This is a genomic window from Candidatus Korarchaeota archaeon NZ13-K (assembly GCA_003344655.1).
Classification (GTDB): Archaea; Korarchaeota; Korarchaeia; order Korarchaeales; family Korarchaeaceae; genus Korarchaeum.
On sequence record MAIU01000013.1, the window covers coordinates 1 to 24454 of the forward strand.

Sequence of the window (24454 nt, forward strand, 5' to 3'; positions counted from 1 at the left end):
GCCTCCCCTTACACCGTCAGAGGTAATATATTAACATTACTGTGAGGCGGGCTCAAGATCCCAGGAGCTCGAAGGAAACCCCCATCTCACTGGCGACCCTCTGGAATACTAGGAAGTCCTCCTTACTTCTGGTGACTACGAGAACCTTCTCGAATGGGGAAGCGGATGTCTCCTCCAGTATTATCCTGACGGACTCCTCCACGGGGACTCCACCCACCCCCGCACCCATGGCAGGGAAGGCTATGCTCCTGATCCCGAGCTCCACCCCCCTCTTTATGGAGGCCCTGACGGCAGCCCTAACGTACTCAGGACTGCTTGCACCGCCCGGGCTTTCCACGGTGGGGGCATGAATGATGTACCTCGCCTTCAACCTACCGGCGGAGGTCTCGACAGCCTCCCCTATCCTCACAGGAGCTTTTCTAAGGGCTTCCCTCTCTATCTCCTCACCCCCTCTCCTCTTTATTGCCCCAGCAACGCCTCCACCCATTATCAGCAGAGTATTGGCCGGGTTCACGATGGCATCGGCCTCGATCTCCGTTATGTCGCCCAGCACCAAGATAACCTTGGGCATGTCCACACCAACGCCGCTCCTGCCTAGGTAAACTTAACCTTTACCCCGATCTCATTTCCTCGACCCTCAGCATTCTAGGCACTCCGGCCTCTATAGCGAACCTCGAACCACAGTTCCTGCAGAGCAGGGTCCCGCTCAGTACCTCCAGGCTCATGCACCTGACGCAATCACTGGAGCTCGATGGCTGCGATCCGATGAGTGCGCACCACTTCTCGCAGATCGGCCTATCCGGACGTTCAGGTAGACCTTCCTCCTCCACCTCCCTCTCCACTATGAGCTCCAGCGGGAAACTCAGGCAGGAAGGACAAGCTAGAAGATCCAGGAGCCTTCTCTTCAAGCGATCACCCTCATATATGACCTCACTTGGGTCTGGAAGGAATGCTTTTAAGTTTAGTTTTTCGAGTCGCGGCCCGAAATTCCCGATCCACCGGGCTGAGTGAGCCCATCCGGGTGAGGATCGGTCATTTTTATTAACCTAACATGCTCAGAGCAAGGACCGGGGGTGGAACCGCTGAGCAGCGATCACAAATACGAACTGCAGGTGATCAAGCAGAGCAGAGCTATCAAAGTGGACAGGGAGTACAAAGACAAGATGAAGGAACTCTATGGTGATAAAATAATCTCGAAATTCTCCAAGGATGCCGTGGAGTGTCCCGTCATCGGAAAAACGGTCAGCTTCCTCATCTGCATGGGATGCCCTAACTACGTGAGGAGATACAAGGGGGCCGTCCACTGTAAAGGGGACCCCCTACAGAGCTAGTCCCTAGCTTTCCTCTGGAATCCAGGATGTCAAGAGCCGGGCGGCTCATCCTCCGGAGGTGTCATGCTAGCTCTCTCTTCCCGATATCCCATGAAATTCCTGGACCTCCTCGAGATCAACAGCGCGGCCACGGCAGATGTCATGGAAGACAAGACTCCGATCAATAGGAAGGCTAGTGTCCATGGGACCTCCTCTGAACTCGCTTTTTCCATCGAGACTTGCGTCTCATTAGGGATTCTAGGAACCTTGACCGTTTGCGTTGTCGTGTTCATTGTAGCCGCTTTGATGCTAGCATTAACTGGGGCGCTCTCAGTCGATATGCGCCCCTCTCCGGAGGCCTCCCTGCTGTAGTAACTTACCGTGAGGAGGTACCAGGGGGAGAGCATGAGCACGCCTATCAGGAGTCCCACTATGGCACCTCTCAAGATGAGCTCCCTAGGGACTGCTATGGCAGTCCTTAGGGTCTCCAGAAATCTCTCCTTATCCACGTTAAACGTTGGGAGGATTATGAAGGCTGAGGAGGTGAGGGTATAGAGCGTTTTCTGTCCCCTCCTGCCGGCCATTTTGAGTAGAGGTCTTATCAGCCCGGCATCCCTGAGCTTCTCCACATGGAACATTATTGTTGTCAGCGGAACCTCCAGCTCCTTGGATAGATCGTTCGGACTCATTGGTTTCTCCTTGAGGAGAGCCAAGATACTTCTTCCTATATCGTTAGATATCTCCTGGCCTAGGATCCTTAGTCTCTCGTCCTCCAGTGTGAAGACTTCCCACTCCATCATCTCTGCGGACACCACGAGCGCGAGATTTAAGTCATACTCCATAGCTTCGGATCATCTCGTAGCTTTCGACCACTCCAGTATGAGCCTGGATGCCTCAAGCAAATCGTGAACTACGTGATCCGAGAGCTCCACTATCCTCTTGGATCTGGGTCTGAAGGCTATCTTGAGACCCAGGGTCATCTCAAAGACCGAGAGATCGCTCTCACCATCCCCGACGAAGGCTACTCTGCTGAGAGGTATGCCGTAGTCTAGAGCGATCCCCCTCAGGATCTCCCCCTTCCTGTGAGGTGGAAGATCTTCGATCAATCCCCTAACCTCATTTCCCTCTATTAGTAGCCTTGCACTCCTGCAAAAGTCCATCCCCAGCTTCTCACATACCTTGAACGCTACGACGTCGACTCCTGAGCTTATAACTCCCACGATAAAACCGTGTTCTTTGAGCATCCTTATTGAATCCTCGGCGTTGTCAGTGATCCTTATCTCATCAATCCTCCTGAGCACCTCGGAGAAGTCTCTGCCCTTCCACGCCGAGATGTCAAGCGATGCCCACTCGCTGTAGCTTATCTCACCCCTCTCGTACATCCTCCTGTAAGAGGAGGAGATCTCCTCCGTTCCAAGTATTTTATGTATGAATTCCCATGAGCTCGTTACCTCTATGAGCGTTCCGTCCATGTCGAAGCAGGCGAGGAACCTCATCTCCTACCGGGCGATCCCGGAGATTCCAGATAAAAAGTGTATCGCTCTCAAGGTTATGCCCTTAGCGATGCACTCGCGCTTCCTTCCATTTTATGGAACATCACTTTGGGCGGAACATTTTAAAGAGAGCTCGCGCGATCCTAGGCGAGGAGGTAGGTACTTTGCGGGAAGGTCTCAGGATCTCAATGATGCAAATGGGCCAAAGTGACTGGCTCTCATGGATATTCTTCATAATGTTCATCATGATAATGCAGTTCTACGCGAACAGGTTGCAGGCGCAGATATGGATAAGCGAGATAAGCAGGGCCCTTTCCAAACTGGAGGAGTACAGCAATGACTCCGCCAGGAAGTTCATCGAGGAGGCCTCCAAATATGGAAGATCCCAGGATGAGATCAGGGCCGCGTTCAATAAGGTGAAGGGCTTCTTCCTGATAGAGCCCGTTACACTAGACCCTTATGGGGCGATAAGAAGGCTGGAGCATCTCCTCAATGTCATGAGAAATCACCTCAATGCGATAATGATGGACATGGCTCCCGCTGCTGATGAGTGGAAGAGGTCCAACCTGAGGGATCAGATGGCGGGGGCCCTCACGCTGGACATGATCTACAGGATAATAAGGCATTATTTCATCTTGGGGAGGAAGACCCAGAACCTGATATACATAGCGCAGATACAGATGCTCCTCCCGGAGATAATGAGGATAGCCAAGGCTTATTGGAAGGCTGGTGATGCTTTTAGGCTAGGGATACCGATAGGCGATGGTATAGGTCCTCTAGTGGCACTCAAGCTCATAGGAAACGCGGAGCCGCTGGAGATTGCGGAGAACGTAGTGGGCGCTGAGGTGGAGGTGGAGGGCAGGAGGGTCATGGTCATAAAAGCGAAGGGTCCGGGATCGGAGGTCGGGAGGCCGGGCCTAGCCATAGAGAGGGTGGTCGAGGGAAGGGAGGGTAAGGTGGCCCTCATAGTTACGATAGATGCTGCCTCAAAACTGGAGGGAGAGCCCACCGCGGAGATAGCTGAGGGAATAGGAGCGGCAATAGGGGATCCCGGACCTGAGAAGTATAAGATAGAGGAGGTGGCTACCAAGTACGGGATACCTCTCCACGCCATCGCCATAAAGGAGGATCAACTGGATGCCATAACCAGCATGAATGAGGAGATAGCAAGATCCGCTGATGATGTGATCGAGAGGGTTAGGAGGATAATAGCCTCGAAGACCATGCCCGGGGATTACGTGATAGTGGCGGGCATAGGAAACACCATGGGTATAGGTAACAGGTTAGGGGGTGCGTGAGGTGCCCGAGGAAAAGAGGAAAGCTCCTTATGGGTTTTACGTGATATGGACTCTCTCTTTAGCTGGAATATTGATAATATCAATAGTTTTCCTCTATATGGGGATAAGTGGCCTTAACCAGAGCACGGGGGAGTCGATACTGAACATAATAATGGGCATCGCAGGGCTGGGGATAGCGGCTAGAGTGGGATATGATATGTTCAGAGCGAGGATGTCCTTCAAAGAGGAGGCTTTTGAGGTCCTAACGGAGCTCTATTGCGAGAGCTGCGGGGAGAAGATGGTGAGGGAGTTCAGGGAGGGTGATTACGTCGGGAAGCTATCTGAGGATGACAGGTGCCCGAAGTGCCAGCGCTCACCGTCCATAGCGGCGATATACTCGAGGACTCCTAAGGGGAAGGAGAAGAGGTTCTGATACGGTGAACTCGTTTGAAGGGCGTAAAGATACACGTGGTCCCTTGCGTAGTCGTCTTCAACAGGGAGGGGAAAGTACTGCTGCTGAGAAGGGCTAGGAGTAAGAGGAACGGCGGGAAGTGGGAGATCCCAGGGGGGAGCCTTAAGTTCGGCGAGTCACCGAGAAAAGGGGCAATCAGGGAGCTTATGGAGGAGACCGGAATGAGGGTGAGCCCGTTATCCGTCATCCCGGTCGATACCTTCGGCTTCCTTTACCCTGACATGGGGGTGGAGTTCATAATACCCCTTTACTCGCTCTTGGTTGAGGACTTCGAGCCCAAGATAAGGGATGAGGAGCACGACGGTTGGGGATGGTTCACTGTGGAGGAGATCAGGGAGATGGAGCTGAGGGAGGAGAGCATGAAGGGTGCTTACATAATGGTTCTGGCTGCTAAAAGGTTAATTGAAAGGTGCCTAGAAGGAGATAAGGGGAAAAACTCATCCGAAGAGCACGGACTCCCTTCCGAATAGTCTGGCACTCATCAGGAGGAACATTATCAGGTACGCCACTGATGATGCGAGTGACACCGCTATGGCGAGTGGGTCGCCCCCCAATATCATGTCCCTCGCGAACATGGCGAGGCTGGTGACCGGGAGAAGCCTGAGCAGGGGATGCATGGATGCAGGGGAATAAGGTACCGCAACCATTGGAATTATCAGAACGAAGACAAGAGCTCCTACGTACTGTTCAGCTTCCTTGAATGTTTTCGCGAAGGAAGAGGCCGTGACCAGCACGGCGTTCCCGGTTAGTCCCCCGAGGATCACCGTGAGGAGTATCCCGATCACCGCCTGAACGAGGTTAGACGGGCTTATGACGAGCTGAGTCTCCTGCGCGGAGACCTCGGCCATGGAGAAGCTCAGGGAAATGCTTATTCCGAGCATCGCTGAGAGGAGAGTGGACAGTCCGCTTATTATTGAGAGCACTATTAGCGCAGCGAATTTCCCGGTCAGTATCTCGATCTTGCTGATGGGATTCGTGAACAGGGCCTCTAAAGTTCTCCTCTCCCTCTCTCCCGCCACCATGTCCACCGCGAACGTTCCGGCTCCCGTTACCGCTATGAGGCCAACCATCATAGGAATTATCATGGCGGCTATGCTCTCCCCCACCCCCACCTCCCTTCCGGACCTGGTGACCTGCTTGGCTACTGTCTGCACGGGGTTGACGTAGTCCACCGTAAGGTTAACCTTCCTGAGCCTCTCCAGCAGTATCTTCCTAGAATAGGAGTTTATGGGTTCGCTCAGGAGTCCCATAGCCAAAGATGACTTCGCGCTCAGAGGATCGTAGTAGTAGAGGATCTGGGAGCTTCTACCCTCGCTCAGGTTCTTTGAGAATCCCTCCGGTATCTCGACTAGGAGATCTATCTCCCCGTTGAGTATCATCTCCGTGTAATTGCTCCGGGTTTCGCAGCCAGTCCTCATTATGATATCCGCCCTGTCGGATATGTAGGAGAGATAGCCACCTATCTCCCTGGCCCCTTCATCGCATATCACCACCATCACCTTCGGAGGCACTGTCTTGGGACTGAGCACCAGCGTGGGGAGTGATATCACGATGGGCATCAGTATCATGGGAAGTATCACAACATTTAGCAGGGTTCTCCTGTCCCTAAGAGACTCCAGGAGCTCCTTCCATGCTACTACGATCCATCCTCTTCCTGGAATTTCATAACCAGCCTGACCAAGTCCTCTAGTGAACCTAACGACGCCCGATGATCCCTTAAGAAACCTTCTCAATGACCTCACCTCTCACCAGTCTCAGGAATATCTCCTCGAATTCCCTCCTGCCGGTCAGGCTCTCCAGATCCTCCCTTTTACCGACGTACCTCATCTTCCCTTCACTTATTATCCCTATATGGCTGCAAAGCCTCTCGGCCTCCCACATGTTATGGGTTGAGAGGATCACCGTCTTACCTGAGCTGGCGTAATCCTTTATCATGCCCCTGATCTCCCTGGCGCTCATGACATCCACGCCCAAGGTGGGCTCATCAAGTATCAGCACGGGGGGCTCGCTGAGGATGGCCCTCGCGAACGCGACCTTCTGCCTCTGTCCCTTCGAGAGCTTATCGGCTATAGTGAATCTCTTTTCCTTAAGTCCCAGAATATCTAATAGATAATTTATTCTTTCTTTTAATTTGGAAGGATTCATTCCTCTCATTTTACCAAAATATATCAAGTTTTCCTCAACAGTGAGCCTGGGGTAGACGCCGGTATCCTCCGGCATGACGCCCATCAGGCCCCTCGCCCTCCTTAGATCCCTCCAAACGTCCACTCCCATCACCCTGACCCTGCCTTGGTCGGGCCTCAGCACCCCGTATATCATCCTCAGCGTCGTGGTCTTCCCAGCACCGTTGGGACCGAGTAGGCCGAAGACTGAGCCCTCCTCCACGTCGAATGTGACGCCATCAACAGCCCTAACCTCCCCGAAGCTCTTCCTCAGGTCCATTACTTCGACGGCTGGCATGACCATCCGACAATCCCCTGAACGTCGGCTTAAAAAATCTCCTTCCTCTAGAGCCCTAGGATCCAGATGGCTCGACGTCAAAAGGCAATGCGATCCCCGTTTCCCTGAGCGGTGACGATGCCACATCCGACTGGCCTCCGTCGGGGGTCGAGCTCGTTGGGACCAGCTGGGAGAGGAGCCTCAAAATTATATAGGAGGATTTCAGGGGACCGGGATGAGGTCGCTCAACGCATCAATCCTCCTGATGCTGCTGGCCGCATCCGCTCTCACTCTCAGCCCCGTTGAGGGGCAGGTGGCTCTATTAGGTGTTTCGAGAACCGATGTGCTGGCCGGAGATATTTTCTACGCGTTCTACAACATCACCACAGTCAAGGATAAGCCGATAGTGGAATTCATGCTCACCGTGATAGCTCCTCAGGGATGGAAGGTGAGCCCCTACAAGGCGAGCGGAATAACGATGGAGGGAAAGGATATTGAAGTGGTATGGAACGGCAGCACGGCCTTCTACAGGGGGGTGGGAGCCTCCGTGGCGCATATCGCCTTCCAAGTATGGGTGCCCCCGCAGGAGAGCGGGCTGAGGAGTTTAGGGGCCAGCGGTTACATAATCGTCAGGGAAGGAGGGGAGCTGAGGAGGTATGAGGTCGTTGGTTCTAAACAGGTGAATGTGCACTACTGGGAACCTATGGTCTTCCTGAATCTAAGTAAAACCGAGATAATTCCTCCAGCTATCCTGAAGGCCTCCCTGAGGGTTCTGACAGCTCCACCCCTTTATCCAGCGGACATGAGGAATGTGGTGGTCAAAGTGGAGGATTCCGTCAGGGGGATCCTCTATCATGAGACCAGGGAGTACTGGCCGTATGGGACTGTGATGGATGCCCAGTTTCCGATAGAAGTGCCTCAAAGCGCTCCGGGTGGGGAACAGAGGGTGAGCGTGACCGTCGAATACGATGCCTTCGGTAGGAGGTACTCAACTCGCGTGGACTACTCCTACAAGGTGATCAAGCCCTCGAGGGTGGAGGTGGATAAGGTGGAGGTACCTAAGGAGGTTTACAAAGGAAAGCCAGTTGAGGTGAGGGTTGTCCTGATAAATCCATCGTCCTTCGATGCGATGGACGTCGAGGTCCATGCTCAGTTGGGGGAGGATCATCAGTCGAAGAGATTGGGGAATCTGGCCCCGGGGGCGTATGCCATCAGCAACCTCACGTTCACTCCGGAGAACTCGGGTAAGTGGAACCTCACCGTGTGGGCTGTCTGGACTCAAGAGTACCCCAGGACCGTTAACTCAACTGAGAAAAGTGTCTATGAACTGAACGTCATCGAGGAGGGTGGAGCTAATGTGATGATATTAGCCGTGATCTCCCTGGTGATCATCGTTGCGGCAGCTAAGTACATTCTTAAGAGGGGAAGAGTTAAAGAAACTGAGGGATGAAGTGAGCAGGATGGCCGAGCTGCTACCTCCCAAGAATCCCTGGGAGGAGCTCAGGTTCGCCATCAATGGATGCGTCGGGATACTCTACAGGAGCGGGAAGGTCGTCTACCATGAGGGTTTATCTGAATTCATTGAGAGCATCCTGATCGAGGACGATTGCGTTGAGATAGGATCCGATGAGGCCGGGAAGGGGGAGCTCACGGGTCCCATAGTGGTCGCTGCTGTGGCCTTGGACGGCTCGCGAAGAAAGATGTTAAGGGCCAGGGGCCTCTTGGAGTCGAAGTCCCTGCCCAAGGCCAGGCTGGATGAGCTCGCGAGCCTGGTGAGGAGTTCCTCGATCTCTTACAGTATCAAGGTCATACCTCCCGAGGGGCTCAAGGAGGTCTGGAGAAAGGGTAACCTCAATGAGCTGCTCGCCCTCTGGCATCTCGAGGTGATAGAGGAGGTGATGAAGGCCGCTGATGCTTGCAGGATAATAGTGGACTCCTTCGATGAGAGGAAGCTGAGGGAAGCTCTCTCCCGGATAGAGGGACCTCAGATAATCGTGGAAAGTAACGCTGACATGAGGTACTCGTCCGTGGCGGCGGCCAGCGTATTAGCTAAGCATGAGTACGTGAGGAGAGGTGCTTCGGGGGTGAAGTGGGAGCGATCCGCGAGATGAGAAAAATTTTATTGGGATCACTCGGGTAAGGGATGCTTGTATCCTATCCTCCTAAGGAACTCCATCCTCTCCTTGATTTCCTCCTTTCCCTCAACGCCCAGAGGCTTGCCGCCATCTATCACTCCTAGGATCCCCCTTCCATCCCCGTACTCAGCCACTATGACCTTCAAGGGGTTCGCGGTCGCTGCGTGGATCGTAGCTATCTCCGGGAGCTGCTTCAGCCTGGGCAGCACGTTCACGGGCCAGGCATCTCTGATCACTATGACGAGACTGTGACCGGCCCCTATCCTGAGCGCCCTCTCGACGGCTGCCTCGATGAGCTCTTCATCGTTGCCAGCCTTCCTCACCAACCTAGGACCTGAGGACTCGCAGAAGGCCAGACCAAATTTTATGCATGAGCAGGAGTCCGCCAAGGCCTCGTAAACGTCTTCAACAGTTTTGATGAAGTGGGAGGTAGCTATTATTATGTTGCAATTCTCGGGGGGAGTGACATCCACAACCTCGAGCTTGAGCTCCATAGGGGTTACCTCCCGATCCCTTGATATCCCCAGCCGGTCCTCCTTAAAAATGAGTGTTCAGCGCGCCGGTCATGCCACCAAGGTCTCACTAGAGGATCCACCATCTGTGGAGGAGGTGATGGTGAGATCTCAAAAGCTAGCGGAAGCCTGGATGAGTCAGTGGTTTCCCCTCGTCTGCGCTATAACAGATTTTGTGCCGTGACTTCGGCCTAATAGCGCTTTAGCATCATGGAAAGATATTATTTCCTGAGCCCCAAATGGGCCCCGATGTGGGACGTCGTCGTGGTGGGCGCGGGACCCTCGGGCTCCGTATCGGCATACCTCTCAGCTAAAAAGGGATATAAGACGCTCATCGTGGACATGAGAGAATTTCCGAGGCATAAAGTGTGCGGAGGGGGGGTGACCTGGAGGGCCTACGACCTCCTCAGAGGCCTGGGCATCTCCATGAAGTCCTTTGAGTCCTACCACAGGGAGGTGCTCATAAGGGGGTTCGGTGAGGAGGTGAGGGTCAGCTCCGACTCGGGTGAGTTTGCAGTGGCGACCGTGGAAAGGGAGAAGTTTGATAAGGAGCTCTTGGATGAGGCCCTGGGTCAGGGGGCGGAGTTCAAAAGGCTCAGGGTGAGGGAGGTCATCCAGAGGGGGGATGAAGTGGAATTAGAGGGGATGGGGATCAGGGCTAGATACGTGATAGGAGCTGACGGCGCCTACTCACTGACGGCGACATCATCGGGCATCAGGGGCTGTTGGAGCGATAGAGATGTAATATTTGCCATAGAGGGCAGAGCTCCCCTCCACGATGAGCTGACCTTCATAGTGGATGCCTCTCCCCTGGGCTACGGGTGGATCTTCCCCAGGGAGAGGGATTCTAACGCTGGGGTTGGGGGTCTGGTCCTGAGATCGAGGGAGATCGTGGAGGCATTCGATAGATTCTCAAAGCTCTACAAAGTCAGGAGGTTGGCGGCTTGGATAATACCCACCGGGGGTCACGGTCAACCGATAGCTAAAGGGAGGATTCTTCTGGTGGGCGACGCCGCTGGATTGGCGGATCCGCTGACCGGAGAGGGATTGTATTATGCCTTCAGGAGTGCCTATGAATGTATAGAATCGCTGGGACATGAAAATCCGGATGCTACCTACTATCTCAGGATGAAAAGCGTGCTTGAAGAGCTGAAATTGAAGAGAAGGGCGAGAGACGTGATAGTCCCTCGGATGGGTTTCTTCTTCAAGATTTTCGCATCATATCCGGAGATAGCCAGGAGGTACATGCTGACCTCCATAGGGAAGCTCGACTTCAGGGAGTTCTGGACTTGGAGCTTGCTCAGGATCCCGAGGGCGATGCTAAGAAGGATCATGTCCCGGATATGAAGCCCTCGAGGGATACCCATCTCCTCAGGAGATTGGGCAGATTCATGAGCTTCAGCAGATCATTCATGTTCAGGTTGAGCGACCTTCCAAGGTAGGTCATCGCATCGACCAGCTCAGGAAACCTGAGGGGTTCAGAGCTGAGCGCCTTCCTAACACCCTCCCTGACCTGCCAGACACCGACCGGAGCGTAGTACTCTGGACCTATCCTCCTTAAAGAGATGACGGCAGCCTGCCTCCTCATGGCGAAGAGCCTCTCTAGGATCGCCAGCCTCATGGCGTAGTGCCCGCCGTCCATGTGCTCGAGTCCGCTGCTGCCGAACTCCCGATTCACGAGGAACACCGGTCTCTCGCTGCCGATGGTCCATATCCCTCTGGGCATCCAAATCTCAACTATCTCGAGCATATAAGGTCCTGGAGCGATCAGAATAAAGTAATCGTTTCCCTCATAACTGCTCCTGAAGAGAAGCACATCCCCTGAGTATATGCTGAATCCGAGGACCTCCTCCCTCAGATGATCACCTACGATGGAGTCGATCGCCGTTATGGACCATCTGTTAGGAACCAATTTCCTCCTAGCTCTCTCCCCTAGACCACCCAGCGAGAGCATCTTGGACAGGGGGTATACGTCGATCCCCCTCCTGTACGACTCCCAAACGATGACAGACACCTTAGCGTCGGTATCATAAAATGCCCTCTCCAAGCTTCCGGGGATCTTAGGATTCTCCGTTAGCCTCAGCCTCTCAACGGGGGCCGATGGTCCTATTGGGGTGAGAACGCCGTCAAAGGAAACCCTGGGCTTTGGGGGCCTTGCGAGCTCCAGGCTCATACCCACGGGGAGCTGGCTCATCAGGGAGAACCTCATCTCCTCTATTCTGGGGTCATCCACCTTCCTCACATGGGATTTGAAGTGCGCGTAAATCTGGGAGGAGAACCTGGCTATCAAATAGCTCAGGTCCTTGGAAATCCAGTATCTTGGATCCTCGGGAACTTCTATCTCCCTCTGAGAAACCATGGGACCGACAAGAATGCGAGGGTAGCCTCTCTCACTCACGAGTGAGGAGGGGGGTGTGAATCCCTCGATGATCCTTTCCTGCGGGATGGATACGCTGAGCTTGAGTCTCTCAATTATGGGACACTTGGCCAGGCCGCAGAGCAGCCTGCCACCCTTGCACTTGACGCAAGTTTGAGCGCTTACCCTAAGCACCTCCTATCCCTTGGTCAAATCCCTCCCTCAGGAGACCCTGTTTCAAGCGATAAACCTTTCCCTTACCCTCGACCCTCTCTAAGATGCCCCTCTGACTCAAAGATCTCAGCCTCTCAGCTATGATCCTCCGGGAGGCCTTCCCCCTCAGCCTCTTGACCTCGAATGTGATCTCCGATATGTTCCTGGGCTCGCCATCGGAGAGGACCTTAACTATCGCCCTATCCAGATCGCTGGAAAATAAGCGAGCTAATCTCTCCAAATTGGCTATCCTACCTAATATTAAGGCATAAACATTCAAAAGAGACTTGTAAGTCTCTATGATCCTTCTATCCTCTTCATATCTGGATTCCAGCTTATCCATCCTCTCCATCAACATGCGGAACATCTTCCTGATCTCCTCAATCTCATCCACCGCGACAGCCCCCCTAACTTGGGCGAAACGAGTTCAGCTAACTCCCTAGCCGTTTGAGGATCAATACCAGCTCTCCTGAATTCATTTATCGCTATTCTATAAGCTCTCCTGTGTTTAAAGTGATACCTGAGGGCCAGAAAGAGGAACGTCAACGAGACCCTGAGGAGGGACAGAATGAGGCTGCCCAGCCTGAGGAGGATCCTGCCCCATGAAATGAGGCCCCTAAGGGGACTCATTCATCCTCCTCCTCTTCCTTCCCGCGTTCTGCAAGGACGCTCTTCAGCAAGCTGATCGGGTTGACGAAGTTCTCCCTCATCAACTCGATTATCATGGAATCCGGTATTCCCTGATCCTTGAGCTCCCTGTAGAAAGAAGCTATCGCCTTGGCTCTCTCCCTGGTCTTCTCCGGATCATAAATGATGTTCAGGAGCTCCTTCAATGGATCTATGAGACCTCTCACTAGGTTGGGGACCTCCCTGCCCAGCACGGAGAACAGCTCTCTGAGCTCCTCCACCTCACCCTTCTCATCTGCTCCCTCGCTCATGCATCCCACCATGGCTAACGTGGTTCGCGGGAGATAAAAGGGGAGTGGTCACTTCTGAGCGCCGCGCGGGCGGGCGATAGTCAAACTTTTATTCCATATAATGGAATGAACAGGTGGGTAAGTAGAGGGGAGGGCTTTGCTCGAGTTAGAATTGGAGATTGCCGTTGAGACGAGGGATCTGACGAAGAAGTTTGGGAGCTTCATTGCTGTCGATCATGTGAACTTAGAGATAAGAAGAGGCGAGAATTTCGGCCTACTCGGGCCCAACGGTGCGGGCAAGACGACCACTATAAGGATGATAACTGGAACCATCCGGCCCACTGAAGGTCACGTTAGGGTCTTCGGGGTAGACGTCTCAAGGGAGAGGGAGAAGGCGCTCAGGAGGATAGGCTATATGCCCCAGAAGTTCAGCCTGTACGAGGACCTGACGGTCGAGGAGAATCTGAGGCTTTACGGAGCTCTCCAAGGACTTTCTGGACAGCAACTGAACGAGAGGGTTAACGAGTTGATGGAGAAGTTCATTCTGAGGGATTTCAGGGGGAGGCTGGCTGGTAAACTGAGCGGGGGAATGAAGCAGAGGCTGAGCCTAGCTGTGGCCCTAGTTCACGATCCAGATCTGCTCATATTGGACGAGCCGACGGCAGGGGTGGACCCTCCCCTCAGGAGGAGATTCTGGGAGTACTTTAAGGAGCTCAATAGGGAGGGAAAGACGATACTGGTGACCACTCACTACATGGATGAGGCTGAGAACTGCGACAGACTCGCCCTCATGGGAAGGGGAAGGGTCCTAACGGTGGGCACGCCTCAGGAGATAAAGAGGAGGGCCATGGGTGGAGACTTAGTGGAGATTCGGGTGGACGGGAACCTGAATTTGGATGAGATAATCGGCCTCAGGGAGATCCTAGAGGATGATGGTGGAAGATACCTGCTCCTAGTGGAGGACTCGAGCAGTTTCATCCCTGAGCTACTCAGGAGGGCCGAGGCCCACGGGATCAAGGTGAGGTCGGTGACCCCGATACCCATCAGCCTGGAAGAGGCTTTCATAAGGATCATGGATGGTGAGAGAGATGGCGGAGTATCGCTATGAATTACAAAAAATGCTGACAATAATCAGGAAGGAGTTGATTCAGCTGATCAGGGATCCGAAGACCGTAGCCATGGTGCTCATGATGCCCATAATGGTGACCATACTCTTCGGGATAGGGTACGGGGGGAAGGGCTCGGGGAAGTATCCAATAACTATTGTTGATCTTGATGGGGGTGATGGCTCCCAGAAGTTCATCCAGGAGCTCAAGAACTCGAAGCTCTTCGAGATAAGGGCTATTTACAAGTCAAAGGGGCAGGGCTTCTCCTCAGTTTACTCCGGTGAGGTTTATGCAAGCTTGATAATCCCTGAGGGATTCACGGAGGATCTGATGATGGGTAGGGCCACTAGAGTGGAGCTATACTATGATGCCAGCAATCCGACGGTGGCCCAGGCGATAATGCAGGCGGTCGGGGTGGTGACCCAGCAGTATCAGGGATGGGCCGCATCGACCTTCGGTACGTTCGCGATACAACCCATGTTCTACACCGTCTACGGACCAAGGGTAGAGAAGATAGAGAGCTTCATACCAACACTCATGGCGTTGATCCTCCAGATGGTCCCGACGAGCCTTATCTCGGTGTCGATCTGCAGGGAGAGGGAGAAGGGAACCTTTGAGCAGTTCATAATGACACCGGTGAGACCATTCGACATAGTCTTCGGGAAGCTGGTGGCATACTTCATCGCAACGATATCTGACAGCATATTAAGCCTGATGACCGCGATCCTGCTCTTCGATGTGAGGCTCAGGGGATCTCTGATCGACATGACCGTTGTATCCATAGTGTTTCTCCTCAGCTCTCTCAGCATGGGCCTCCTAATCTCCGTATTCTCCAAGAATCAGCTTCAAGCCTATCAAGCGAGCATATTCACGTTCATCCCAAGCATGCTGTTCAGTGGGATGCTCATCCCAGTCGAGATACTCGGTCCGGAGGCCAAGACGATAGCGTCCTTCATACCAATGTACTACTTCATAAGGGCCTTCAGGGATGTGTCACTCAAGGGGTGGAGTTTCCTGATGGTGGCAGATAGTCTGGTGGTGATCCTCATGTTCTCATTGGTATTTCTCCTAATCTCCCTGAGGTTCCTCAGGTTGGAGGTGACCTAATTGAGGGAAAGCTTAGTTAAAGTTGTGGCTTTGCTCGCGGCATTGAGGATTGGGATCTCCGGTGTCCAGGTGTCAGGGGCACCCGAGCTGGTCCTCAAGGATTCCTACTGGGAAGGAATGACCGTGATCCTGGGGACGAACAACACCTTCATAATCGAGCTGGGCAGCATTTACGCTGGTGTTCTGAGCGACCTTCAAGCCACCCTAACGATATATGATTTCGTCGGCTCAACTTACACGACCTCCTCATCCTACCCAGGATCCCTCTTCAGGAACCAGTCACTTCACCTCAGATTCAACGTCAGCGTGCCCTCCAACGCTTACGCATCCCATTACAGGGCCGAGCTTCTGTTGAGCTTCAGGGCCGATGGTGCGCCTCATATCCAGGTAATCCCGTTGTTCGTCACGGTGCAGGGGGCACCGAAGCTCAGGTGCGATATCTCAGGTGGCGTGAGGCCCGGATGGCCCGCCACCGTGTACCTGCGCGTGATCAATCTTGGGGATGGTGTGGCCAGGAACGTCATGGTGTCCCTCACGCCCACCACGGTGGGGGTGCAGGTGACCTCTCCGCTGGATTTGGGGATCATGAACCCTATGGAGAGCAGAGAGGTTCCTTTTCAGATCTACGTGGGGGACAACGTCGATGAGGCCGTGACAATAACAGCCACAGTGACTTGGGGGGCTCAGGTAGGTGCTGGTGGGCAGTACACAACCACTCAGGCGTTAGCCGTGGCTGAGGTGGGGCCCAAGGGTCTGAGGGTCTCAGCGAAGGAATATTACCTGGATCCCGGGAGGATCAACACGGTCTCATTTTACGTCGAGAACGAAGGGGGAGAGTGGGCTTACAGAGCCACCCTGAGCTTTCAAACACCACCCGGAATGGCTGTGATGGGTGGTAGCAGCTTCGAGCTGGGAGATCTGGCTCCGGGTAGGATGATCTCAATCCCCGTGAACCTGAGCCTGAGTTCCTTGGAGTCAGGACCGGTTCAGGTCCTGGCGACCTTGGAATGGCTTGACTCCGGGGGCGAGCGGAGGACGTCGTCATCCACACTGGGCTTCTACGTGAGGGTCCCACCCGGACCCTATCTGGTGGCCCTATCTGATACTAGGGTGCTCAAACCCGGGGTTCCAGAGCCAGTGGGGATCATTCTCAAGAACGAGGGGCAAGAGATTGCTAGGAGAGTTAGAGCGAACTTGGTTCCATCTAAGGATCTGGCTCTACTCTCCGAGACCGGGTTTGACCTCGGAGACCTGGGGCCCGGGGATGCTAAGGGGGTATCAATACTGTTATATGCAGCGAACGTCAGCTACGGGAGCCTCATCCTGACCCTAGAGCTGAATTACTTGGATGAGCACGACTCAGTCAGGAGCCAGATGATCCCGCTATCCTTCATAACGGAGCCCCCCAAGCAGCCCCTCCTGACGCTGATTCCGCTGAACTCTGAGATCGAGACCGATGAGGCCACCGAGCTCTCCATCAAGGTGAGGAACGAGGGTGGAATTGCTAAGGATCTGAGGATAGAGCTGGTCTTTCCGTCACCCGAGGTGGGCTCGGTTGTCGGCACCGGGAGGGCTTACATAGATGCGCTCGACAGGGGAGAGTATGCCGTGAGGAACTTCACGGTGTACATCTCCCCCCAGGTCTACGGGGCCGTTCAGCTCATAGCGAGATTGAGCTACTTGGATGATGCTGGGATCGAGCACCTGGACATCACCACGCTCGGCCTGAAGGCCTCGGGTCGGCCGAGGGTGGAGGTGGCCCATGTATCGACGGTGCCGACTCCCCTCTACCCTGGAGATTCGAGCGTCAAGTTGATAGTCTTGGTAACGAATCTGGGCAACTACGTGGCCAAGGACCTGAGGTTGAACTTAACATCCCTTCCTAGCTCGGTGAAGCCCTCCTACTCCGGATCCGATAGTTTTCTCATTCCCGCGCTACCTCCCGGCCAGACCGCGGAGGCCAGGTTCCTGCTGGACGTGGAGGAGGGAGCCGAGCCCGGGAGGTACGATCTGAAGCTCGTCTCGAAGTACGGTGAGACAGAGCTCCCATTACAGATAGATGAGAAGGCCAGATTCAAGCTGGTGGAGTTCATTGCTTCCGGCAAGCCCAGGCCCGGTGATAGGGGGGTCAGGCTGTCCCTAGTCCTGAGGAATGAGGCCAAAGCTGATGCCAGCGATGTCGTGATCGAGATCATAACGCCCTACCTGACGGGAACGACTTCGCTGGCTCTTGGGGACATTCCAGGCAGGAGCAACGCATCGGCCGTGATGGAAGTGGATGTAGATAAGCAGGCTCCTTTGGAGGTCCCGCTGGACATCAGGGTGAAGTGGAAGCAGGAGGGAAGGAGCCTCTCTCAAACGATAAAGACGACATTATCCCTTCAAAAGGAGGAGGGTATTGGCGCGTCATCGATAGCAGTCATCACAGCAGTCATGACGCTCCTCTCAGTGATTCTCCTCCTTAGGAGAAGGATCAGCCTCTCGAAGCTCTTCTCACCATCCCATAGTGAACAAGAGCCCTCATAGCCTTCACAGCCCTCTCGGGCTCCGGGTAGGCTGGTATCCCCTCCCTCTCAAACGATCTCCTGAACTCCACGGCGTACTGAGAGGTTCCCACATCCATCGCTATTATGGGCTTCCCATATCCCCTCGAGACCTCCGCTATCCTCTTAGGGAGCTGCGAAGTCACGCCCGGAACGTGATGAAGGGCCAGCACTATGACCCCGAAGACGTTCGGATCCTGAAGGATGGATTCCAGCGCGCCCACGAAGGAGTCATCGGTCGCGCTTCCGGTGAGGTCCACGGGATTCGTCAGGGAGGCGATTGGTGGTATCACGCCATCCCTCTGTAGTTCCCTGAGCTTCTCCAGAGTTTTAGGAGAGAACTCCGCCAGCTTCAGTCCGGAGGCCTCCGACTCATCGGCCGCCATCACCCCGACGCCACCCCCGTCCGTCAGTATCGCGATGCTTTCACCCTCGGCCGGCGGTTGCATGGAAAGAGCCTTGGCCACATCGAAGAGCTCCTCCATGTCCCAGACCCTTATGACACCCGCCTGCTTGAAGGCCGCATCGTAAACGGAATCGCTCCCAGCGATCGCGGCTGTATGCGAGCTGGCTGCCTTGGCACCGGAGCTGGTCCTTCCAGCTTTCAGCACAACTATGGGCTTCCTCTTTGTGACCTCCCTGGCGATCTCGAGGAACTCTCTCCCTCTGTCTATTGACTCCGCGTAGATGAGGATGACGCTCGTCTGCGGATCATCCTTGAGGTAGTTGATGACGTCGACCTCATCCACGTCTATCTTATTACCGTAGCTTATGAACTTCGACAGCCCTATGTCCTCGCCGTACATGTAGTCGAGGCAAGCGACGCCGAATGCCCCGGACTGCGTGCTGAGGGCGACGCTACCCGGCTTGGGCCTGGGTGAGGACACGTACATCCTGTCCTGAAACTCCTTCTCCACGGGCAGAAACAGTGTGTCCACGCCCGTTGAGGGGGATACTATCCCAACGCAATTGGGACCCACTATCCTGATACCGTACTTCCTCCTCACCTCACCTAGCCTCCTCTGGAGGAGGATCCCCTCCCCTCCCACCTCAGCGAATCCTCCGCTTATCACAACTACGTTGCGAATCCCCTTCTCACCGCATTCCTCCACAACCTGCGGTGTCTGAGGCGCGGGGGTGACCACAACGGCCAGCTCCGGGGATTCAGGTATCTCTAGGACGCTTCTATAGGTGGGTACGCCGAGGATCATCTCATCCGATCTTGGATTCACGGCGTAGAGGTCTCCCTTGTAAACACCACTCCTCCTATTCTCAACTAGGACCCTCAGGATCTCATAACCTATCTTCCCAGGGGTTCTAGATGCGCCCACAACCGCTATCGAACTCGGTTCGAAGAAGCCCTTCAGCGTCAGGGGCATCACCGAGAATCCGGCTGACCGGAATATTAAGAAGATTCCCACGGGACTCAGCTCACTTCCGGTCATCATAGCAGCGAACTTCAGGCAATCTTAATGGAAAACAATCAGCGCAAGTGGATCCACTTGGGAACCCGCCCAATTTACGAGGAGGCGGCAATGAGGACGCTAAAAAAAGGAAGAACGGAGTCGGGGCGGAGGGGAAAGCTTCCACTCAAGCCTTCCAAACAGTTCTAACAGCGAGATCTATGTCTTCACCGGACACGGTCTTCCTGTTGGCGTGCTTGGCTAGACTAACGGCCTGCCTACCTACTTCAAGGGCGAACTTCTCCATATATCGCTCTAATGTCTCCACAGCAGCATCGCTCACTCTCTCCGCTCCGGCATCTCTTATTATCCTCCCAATGGGAGCGAGGGGTAGATACCTAGCCCTAGGCATAGGAAAAAGGAAGAAGAACTTAAATAAAAATATTTCCCCCACGTTGCCACTACGCGCTCCTGTAAAGTAATCCCCATATTTAACGGTCGAGCATACCATTTACCTTAAAATCAAATAAATTTAATAAACCGGATCTCGGGAAAATAAGAGATTTCATATGTCGCGAGGGGGCAATCAGATTAAATCGCGTTTCCCCGATAAAATGTATGAATATGAGAAGCTCACTGGCCAGCAACGGGGGATGGTTGCTCTGGCGAAGGGCATTGAGGATTTACCCAACGATTTATGGTGATAGAGACGTGCTGATGAATCTAAATCTCATGAGGATGAATCTGACACCAGATTTTCGCGTATCATGCCCAGAGATCTATTAGCTCGTCTTTTCGTGACAGGATCGCTTCGCTTGGCACTAAAAGCGTGAGCATGGGTGTCTGGCATCTGGAGGATCCAGCGATAGCTCCCTTATGCGACCATCCTCCACGATCCTCCCGCCCCCGGTCCTGAGCGATCCTATGAGACTCATCCTGTAGCCGTGGGCATCTAGGATCTCACCTATCTTATCTGTCGGTGAGTCCTTAGGTAGTATCGCTAGGACAGCGCCCCTGCTGGGAACGGATAGGGGATCCAAGCCCATATGATGACTTATTTCGACGAGTTCAGGTGGAAACTCTATTCGATCCCTCCAGATGACGAATCCCATCCCAGACAACTTTGAAAGCAGTGTTAGTGATCCCAGGATGCCGCTCTCTCCGACGCAGATCATCCCGCTCACTTTAGCCACGCTGGGTATCGTTCTCGCCGCATCCAAGCACGTCAGCATCCACCTGCAGCGTTTCCACTTGGAGAGATTATCACCCAGATCTGCTTTCTCAACAAGATCAGGTCTTTTACTGGCAATTAAATAGAGAAAATCAGCTCCTGGAACTCCGATTAGTGCGATAATATCTCCAGCTCTGAAGTTCACCGGAAGCATCAGGTCCCGGGCCTCACCCACGATCACCGCGGATGCGATGGGTCCCTCTCCAAGCCTAGCCTCCGCAACCCTAGCGGCGCTCTCCAAACGATACCTCTTAGCCTCCTCCTCCATCTCCTCGACGATCTTAAGGTCAGAGAAGCGATCTTTTGGCAATAAAAAGGTGCCTAGGATGAGCTTGGGATCAGCGCCCAAAGTAGAAATTCTAGAAGCTGGAAAATGGAGCGAAAAGAATCCAAGATCCTCGACAGGTAAGTCCGTGAGCGTTTCCGTTGCGTAAACCCTGAAGGCCCCACAGGACCTCTCTAAGTAGACTCCCAGCTCCCTCATCAGCACGGTATTCATGCTCCGATTCCCTCCGGAGGTATCAAGGCTCCCCGCCGACCTCCCGAAGAATCTTGGATTCAGGCATTCACCCTCAATTTCCGCGGTGGGGGTGGAGATAAACCTGCCCCATATTCGCCTGGCAGCAGATATCAACGCAGTGCAGTTCTACTGGAACTGCAATGTTTTTCAAAGCGATTTCAAGGGGGGACCCGTGAGGGTCGCGATTCAGGGGGAGAGGGGATCCTACAGCGAGGAGGCCGTTATTCAGTACTTCTCCGAAAAATACGAGCTGATCAGCAAGGAATACCTCGAGGATGTTTTCAATGCAGTTAAATGTGGTGAGGCTGATTACGGTGTGATACCCGTTGAGAACTCCTCGACCGGTAGCATAAGGAAATCCCTAGACCTGCTACTCACCGAGGACGTGAGGGTAATCGGGGAGGTGAAGGTTAAGGTTTCTCATGCCCTTCTCGGCGTGAAAGGGGCGAAGTTAAGCGATATAGAGCGGGTATATTCTCATCCTGAGGCTATATCTCAGTGCGAGAGCTTCTTGAGGAGGAACAAGTGGGTTGTCATCCCCAGCCCAGATACCGCTGGCGCCGCGAGGTTCGTGGCCGAGGCCAATGATAGGAGGCTGGCCGCGGTGGCCAGCGAAAGGGCTGCTTCAATATACGGATTGGAGGTGATAGCCAGGGACATCCAAGACATCCCGGTGAACATAACTAGGTTCTTCGTGATCTCCTTGAGCGATGAGGTGAGCGAGGATGCTGATACGACGGCCGCCTTTTTCGCGACTAGGCACGTTCCCGGCGCGCTCTGGCGCGCATTGGGCGCGTTCGCCAAGAGAGGCATAAACCTGCTCTGGCTTGAATCCAGGCCGATCAAAGGCGAACCATGGAACTACTCGTTCTACGTCGAGTTCGAGGGATCAATCTCGGATGATTCCGTGAGAGAGGCTATTCGAGAGCTCGGAGAGCTGAGCCTCTGGGTGAAGGTGCTGGGAAGTTACAAGAGGATGGCATTAGAGTAAGATCTCCCTCCTGAACCTCTCACTCAGGGCTCTGACCTCCTCTTCATCCTTCGAGCTGGCATAAGCCCTTAGCCTTTCCTCATTCAACCTGAGGAACTCGGCCCCCCAGTTGAACGGGTAGAGCAGCTTGAGCGCGAGCTCCTCATATCCTAGTATAATCAATGCCGAGGCGATGGCCTCGACCGTTGATAGGTACTCAGGAACACCGTAATTTACTGGATTCGCAGCTACGAGAAATGGAAGTCTCCTCTGAATGCCAGGAGGCCACCTAACTTCACCTATCCTCCTCCAAGAGGCATCCACCGCCACAACGGCCCTAGCAAGGCTCCTGTCCCTTGGGCACAGGTACCTCATGGAGAGAGGGTTCAGCACTATGGATCCTCTGGAGGGCCTGTATCTCTCCGCTAACTTCAGCCTGAGGAGTTTTGCTCCCGTTGCCCTCCTGGGATCATCCTGCTCCAGCCTCAGCACGTAGACCCTGATGCTCACTTCAACTTCTCCAGCACTATGAAAGTTACCGTGTTCTCGACACCCTCCTGGCTCCTGAGGCCCTCTATTATCTTAGCCAGCTCGAACGTGTTGGCTGCTTCCACTTTCATCAGAAAATCAAACTCCCCGGTTACGTAAAACACCTCCTTTATCTTTTCATTGGCCGAGAATGATCTCTTAAGATCGGTGGTGCTGGAGGGTCTAACACTGACGGCTATGAACGCTTCGAGCATACCACCACTGATCCGATTAAGTGGAGCCCTTCTTAATAAATGATTTGGTATCCCATGGACGACCGCGTAGTTAGTCTATCGACGTTTCACATGATCGCAATACCAGCTTAAATAAGCTGACCGCACCTAGGAGCGGGTGGTATGCATGGCCCAACAGATAGTGGTGAATATTGACGAGAATCTGATAAAGGCGATAGATGCCCTCGTGCTGGAGGGTAACTATAAGAGCAGGTCGGAGGCGATAAGGGCGGCCCTCTTGGGTTTCATAAGGAGCAAGAACGCCGAGAGGGTCAGATCCGTATATGAGGATTTTATCTTCCAGGCGGTCTCTGATTATAGGAAGTGATCCGGTCTCGTCCTGATTTCACCTATCATCCCGATCCCCTCAATCCCCGGTCAAGCCCATATGGAACGCATGGATCCCAAAGTTTTTATTGTGAGACATCATCAGAGCCTATGGGGGCCGGATTAGAGGTAAAAGGAGAACTTGTATTCGATAATAGAGATAAATTTGTAAACTTCATGAGGAAATTTGGGATAGATATTGATGCCGGAAAGAGGGAATCGGAAGGCATCAGGGTGCTCGATTTCAGGGAGAAGGAGGGCAGGTTTCACGTGAAATTCGAGGGAAGGGTTGATTGGCCGTCTAGAGGATCCCCTCCAGGTGTAGATCCGCTAAACTGGCTTGAATCTCAGCTCATCGGATTGGTGTGGGACGTAGAGGAACTCAAAACGTTGGAAGTTTACAGGGCCAGGGGTGACGTCGGCTTCGAGTTCTACAGCGATGAGGATCTGGAGAGGAAGCGGGAGGAGTACAATAAGTGGTGGATGGACTCGGTCAGCAACATAGTAGGTCTCTTCTAAAATTCTCAGCTGATTTAAAATCTTTTCCATCGCAATGAGATTTGCTTCAGAGATTTTCACCGAACTGAGTGCCCGCCTCTTGGATCGCTCGATGGAATAGCCGGCCAGAGAGATAGATCCACGCTCATGATGATCCGTCATGAAGGTAACCCCGAATCCCCTCTCACGAATAGGGGGATAAGGAACGCGTGATGTCTCTAACGAAGCCTTTTTGTGACCTGGACCGGAAGGCCTTGAGGGGAGCACCTGTCCAGTGCCGTAGGGCCTGTTAACCTAAGGGTGGCTGAGATGCGATGAAGCTTCTAGCTCCGGGCAAATACTTTTATATAAGGCCCCCGGCGGAATCACACAGGATGGTTGGGTTCGAGGAGAGGATTAGAGATCCTGTGACGGGGCTCCCGGTAGAGTTATTCACTTGGGAGGAGGTCGAAAAGGAACTAAAGCCCGTGAAGATACGCTATGAGAAGAGAAAGGGTAAGGACGTCACGATAATTGAGAACCTGCCACTATCAGATGACAACATATGGAACTTCCTCAAGGAGACCAAACGGATATTGGCCTGCGGTGGAACATACAAGGACGGCTACGTACTCCTTCAAGGGGATCACAGGTACAAGGTCGCTAAGCTCTTGAGGGAAAGGTGGGGGATTCCGGAGGAGCAGATAGAGGTGGAGTGACCCTAGCAGGGTTCTATAGTGCTTGGGGGCTTCGTTGTTATCGCATACGTTACCATAGACACTTGGGGAATGGCTGAGATCCTCTTGGAGAGCTCTTCCAGAGCCTCCCGATCCAGCTCGAACCAGTCGGCCGTCATGGCATCCTCGCTCTCCACCACCCTCACGG

At 53.8% G+C, this 24454-nt stretch carries 30 protein-coding genes; 14 read left to right on the plus strand and 16 right to left on the minus strand.

The features are described 5' to 3' along the window. Nucleotides 1-52: 52 nt before the first annotated feature. Nucleotides 53-571, minus strand: coding sequence for a macro domain-containing protein (locus BA066_02815; protein RDD53721.1), 519 nt, complete (start codon nt 569-571; stop codon nt 53-55). A gap of 40 nt (nt 572-611) precedes the next feature. Next, on the minus strand, nt 612-995 hold the full coding sequence (locus BA066_02820; protein ID RDD53722.1) for a hypothetical protein: 384 nt from the start codon (nt 993-995) through the stop codon (nt 612-614). 78 nt (nt 996-1073) lie between these two features. Here BA066_02820 and BA066_02825 point away from each other — a divergent pair, with 78 nt between their 5' ends. Next, nucleotides 1074-1331: a hypothetical protein gene (locus BA066_02825; protein ID RDD53723.1), complete on the plus strand. Its 258-nt coding sequence runs from the start codon at nt 1074-1076 to the stop codon at nt 1329-1331. A gap of 29 nt (nt 1332-1360) precedes the next feature. On the opposite strand, the gene BA066_02830 is transcribed toward BA066_02825, so the two are convergent. Together BA066_02830 and BA066_02835 are read right to left on the minus strand one after the other, a co-directional pair. Then, nucleotides 1361-2152 carry an ArsR family transcriptional regulator gene (locus BA066_02830; GenBank protein ID RDD53724.1) on the minus strand — a complete coding sequence of 264 codons (792 nt, stop codon included), beginning with the start codon at nt 2150-2152 and terminating at the stop codon, nt 1361-1363. 9 nt (nt 2153-2161) lie between these two features. Beyond that, on the minus strand, nt 2162-2806 hold the full coding sequence (locus BA066_02835; protein RDD53725.1) for an HAD family hydrolase: 645 nt from the start codon (nt 2804-2806) through the stop codon (nt 2162-2164). 92 nt (nt 2807-2898) lie between these two features. On the opposite strand from BA066_02835, the gene BA066_02840 reads away from it, so the two are divergent. From BA066_02840 to BA066_02850, 3 genes are read left to right on the plus strand one after another with little or no spacing between them, the layout of a single operon-like run. Beyond that, nucleotides 2899-4101, plus strand: a complete 1203-nt coding sequence (locus BA066_02840) for a DUF1512 domain-containing protein (protein RDD53726.1) — start codon at nt 2899-2901, stop codon at nt 4099-4101. Nucleotide 4102: 1 nt separating this feature from the next. Next, a complete protein-coding gene (locus BA066_02845) occupies nt 4103-4513 on the plus strand; it encodes a hypothetical protein (GenBank protein ID RDD53727.1) in 411 nt (136 codons plus the stop codon). A gap of 14 nt (nt 4514-4527) precedes the next feature. After that, the gene (locus tag BA066_02850) at nt 4528-5022 is read left to right on the plus strand and encodes an NUDIX hydrolase (GenBank protein RDD53728.1); all 495 of its coding nucleotides are present in this window, start codon (nt 4528-4530) and stop codon (nt 5020-5022) included. On the opposite strand, the gene BA066_02855 is transcribed toward BA066_02850, so the two are convergent. After that, on the minus strand, nt 4990-6294 hold the full coding sequence (locus BA066_02855; GenBank protein RDD53729.1) for an ABC transporter permease: 1305 nt from the start codon (nt 6292-6294) through the stop codon (nt 4990-4992). The genes BA066_02850 and BA066_02855 overlap by 33 nt on opposite strands. After that, entirely contained in the window at nt 6269-7138 is an 870-nt protein-coding gene (locus tag BA066_02860) for an ABC transporter ATP-binding protein (protein RDD53730.1), read from the minus strand. Before BA066_02860 ends, BA066_02855 begins: the two co-directional genes overlap by 26 nt. An 88-nt stretch (nt 7139-7226) precedes the next feature. Here BA066_02860 and BA066_02865 point away from each other — a divergent pair, with 88 nt between their 5' ends. Beyond that, complete coding sequence (locus BA066_02865) at nt 7227-8441, plus strand: hypothetical protein (protein RDD53731.1); 1215 nt, start codon at nt 7227-7229, stop codon at nt 8439-8441. A gap of 1 nt (nt 8442) precedes the next feature. Further along, complete coding sequence (locus tag BA066_02870) at nt 8443-9102, plus strand: hypothetical protein (GenBank protein RDD53732.1); 660 nt, start codon at nt 8443-8445, stop codon at nt 9100-9102. 17 nt (nt 9103-9119) lie between these two features. Here BA066_02870 and BA066_02875 read toward each other — a convergent pair whose 3' ends face one another. Continuing rightward, nucleotides 9120-9620, minus strand: coding sequence for an adenosine monophosphate-protein transferase (locus tag BA066_02875; GenBank protein RDD53733.1), 501 nt, complete (start codon nt 9618-9620; stop codon nt 9120-9122). Nucleotides 9621-9848: 228 nt separating this feature from the next. On the opposite strand from BA066_02875, the gene BA066_02880 reads away from it, so the two are divergent. Then, on the plus strand, nt 9849-10985 hold the full coding sequence (locus BA066_02880; protein RDD53734.1) for a geranylgeranyl reductase family protein: 1137 nt from the start codon (nt 9849-9851) through the stop codon (nt 10983-10985). Here the strand turns inward: BA066_02880 and BA066_02885 are convergent. From BA066_02885 to BA066_02895, 3 genes are all read right to left on the minus strand, one after another. Further along, nucleotides 10969-12189 (minus strand): hypothetical protein, encoded by a 1221-nt coding sequence (locus BA066_02885; protein RDD53735.1) that lies wholly within the window; start codon nt 12187-12189, stop codon nt 10969-10971. The two genes, BA066_02880 and BA066_02885, sit on opposite strands and share 17 nt — an antisense overlap. Then, on the minus strand, nt 12182-12601 hold the full coding sequence (locus BA066_02890; protein ID RDD53736.1) for a hypothetical protein: 420 nt from the start codon (nt 12599-12601) through the stop codon (nt 12182-12184). The genes BA066_02885 and BA066_02890 overlap by 8 nt, the downstream gene beginning before the upstream one ends. A gap of 232 nt (nt 12602-12833) precedes the next feature. Further along, a complete protein-coding gene (locus tag BA066_02895; GenBank protein ID RDD53737.1) occupies nt 12834-13157 on the minus strand; it encodes a hypothetical protein in 324 nt (107 codons plus the stop codon). Nucleotides 13158-13281: 124 nt separating this feature from the next. Here BA066_02895 and BA066_02900 point away from each other — a divergent pair, with 124 nt between their 5' ends. From BA066_02900 to BA066_02910, 3 genes are read left to right on the plus strand one after another with little or no spacing between them, the layout of a single operon-like run. Then, nucleotides 13282-14232: an ABC transporter ATP-binding protein gene (locus tag BA066_02900; protein ID RDD53738.1), complete on the plus strand. Its 951-nt coding sequence runs from the start codon at nt 13282-13284 to the stop codon at nt 14230-14232. Then, entirely contained in the window at nt 14201-15337 is a 1137-nt protein-coding gene (locus BA066_02905) for an ABC transporter permease (GenBank protein RDD53739.1), read from the plus strand. Before BA066_02900 ends, BA066_02905 begins: the two co-directional genes overlap by 32 nt. A gap of 42 nt (nt 15338-15379) precedes the next feature. Then, nucleotides 15380-17863: a hypothetical protein gene (locus BA066_02910; GenBank protein ID RDD53740.1), complete on the plus strand. Its 2484-nt coding sequence runs from the start codon at nt 15380-15382 to the stop codon at nt 17861-17863. Here the strand turns inward: BA066_02910 and BA066_02915 are convergent. From BA066_02915 to BA066_02925, 3 genes are all read right to left on the minus strand, one after another. Beyond that, complete coding sequence (locus BA066_02915) at nt 17811-19253, minus strand: CoA-binding protein (GenBank protein RDD53749.1); 1443 nt, start codon at nt 19251-19253, stop codon at nt 17811-17813. The two genes, BA066_02910 and BA066_02915, sit on opposite strands and share 53 nt — an antisense overlap. Before the next feature lie 217 nt (nt 19254-19470). Further along, entirely contained in the window at nt 19471-19695 is a 225-nt protein-coding gene (locus tag BA066_02920) for a histone (GenBank protein RDD53741.1), read from the minus strand. 409 nt (nt 19696-20104) lie between these two features. After that, on the minus strand, nt 20105-21013 hold the full coding sequence (locus BA066_02925) for a hypothetical protein (protein RDD53742.1): 909 nt from the start codon (nt 21011-21013) through the stop codon (nt 20105-20107). Between BA066_02925 and BA066_02930 the strand changes: the two genes are divergently transcribed. Next, a complete protein-coding gene (locus BA066_02930; GenBank protein ID RDD53743.1) occupies nt 21012-22025 on the plus strand; it encodes a prephenate dehydratase in 1014 nt (337 codons plus the stop codon). The two genes, BA066_02925 and BA066_02930, sit on opposite strands and share 2 nt — an antisense overlap. Here BA066_02930 and BA066_02935 read toward each other — a convergent pair. Continuing rightward, on the minus strand, nt 22017-22508 hold the full coding sequence (locus BA066_02935) for a DUF367 family protein (protein ID RDD53750.1): 492 nt from the start codon (nt 22506-22508) through the stop codon (nt 22017-22019). The genes BA066_02930 and BA066_02935 overlap by 9 nt on opposite strands. 2 nt (nt 22509-22510) lie before the next feature. Then, nucleotides 22511-22747, minus strand: a complete 237-nt coding sequence (locus BA066_02940; protein RDD53744.1) for an Lrp/AsnC family transcriptional regulator — start codon at nt 22745-22747, stop codon at nt 22511-22513. Between the two features lie 145 nt (nt 22748-22892). On the opposite strand from BA066_02940, the gene BA066_02945 reads away from it, so the two are divergent. From BA066_02945 to BA066_02955, 3 genes are all read left to right on the plus strand, one after another. Beyond that, on the plus strand, nt 22893-23093 hold the full coding sequence (locus BA066_02945) for a ribbon-helix-helix protein, CopG family (protein ID RDD53745.1): 201 nt from the start codon (nt 22893-22895) through the stop codon (nt 23091-23093). Nucleotides 23094-23203: 110 nt separating this feature from the next. After that, a complete protein-coding gene (locus BA066_02950; protein ID RDD53746.1) occupies nt 23204-23611 on the plus strand; it encodes a hypothetical protein in 408 nt (135 codons plus the stop codon). A gap of 353 nt (nt 23612-23964) precedes the next feature. Next, nucleotides 23965-24288, plus strand: a complete 324-nt coding sequence (locus tag BA066_02955) for a stress response translation initiation inhibitor YciH (protein RDD53747.1) — start codon at nt 23965-23967, stop codon at nt 24286-24288. A 2-nt stretch (nt 24289-24290) separates the two neighbouring features. Here the strand turns inward: BA066_02955 and BA066_02960 are convergent. After that, on the minus strand, nt 24291-24454 hold a 164-nt coding region (locus BA066_02960; GenBank protein RDD53748.1), incomplete at its 5' end, for a GMP synthase (glutamine-hydrolyzing).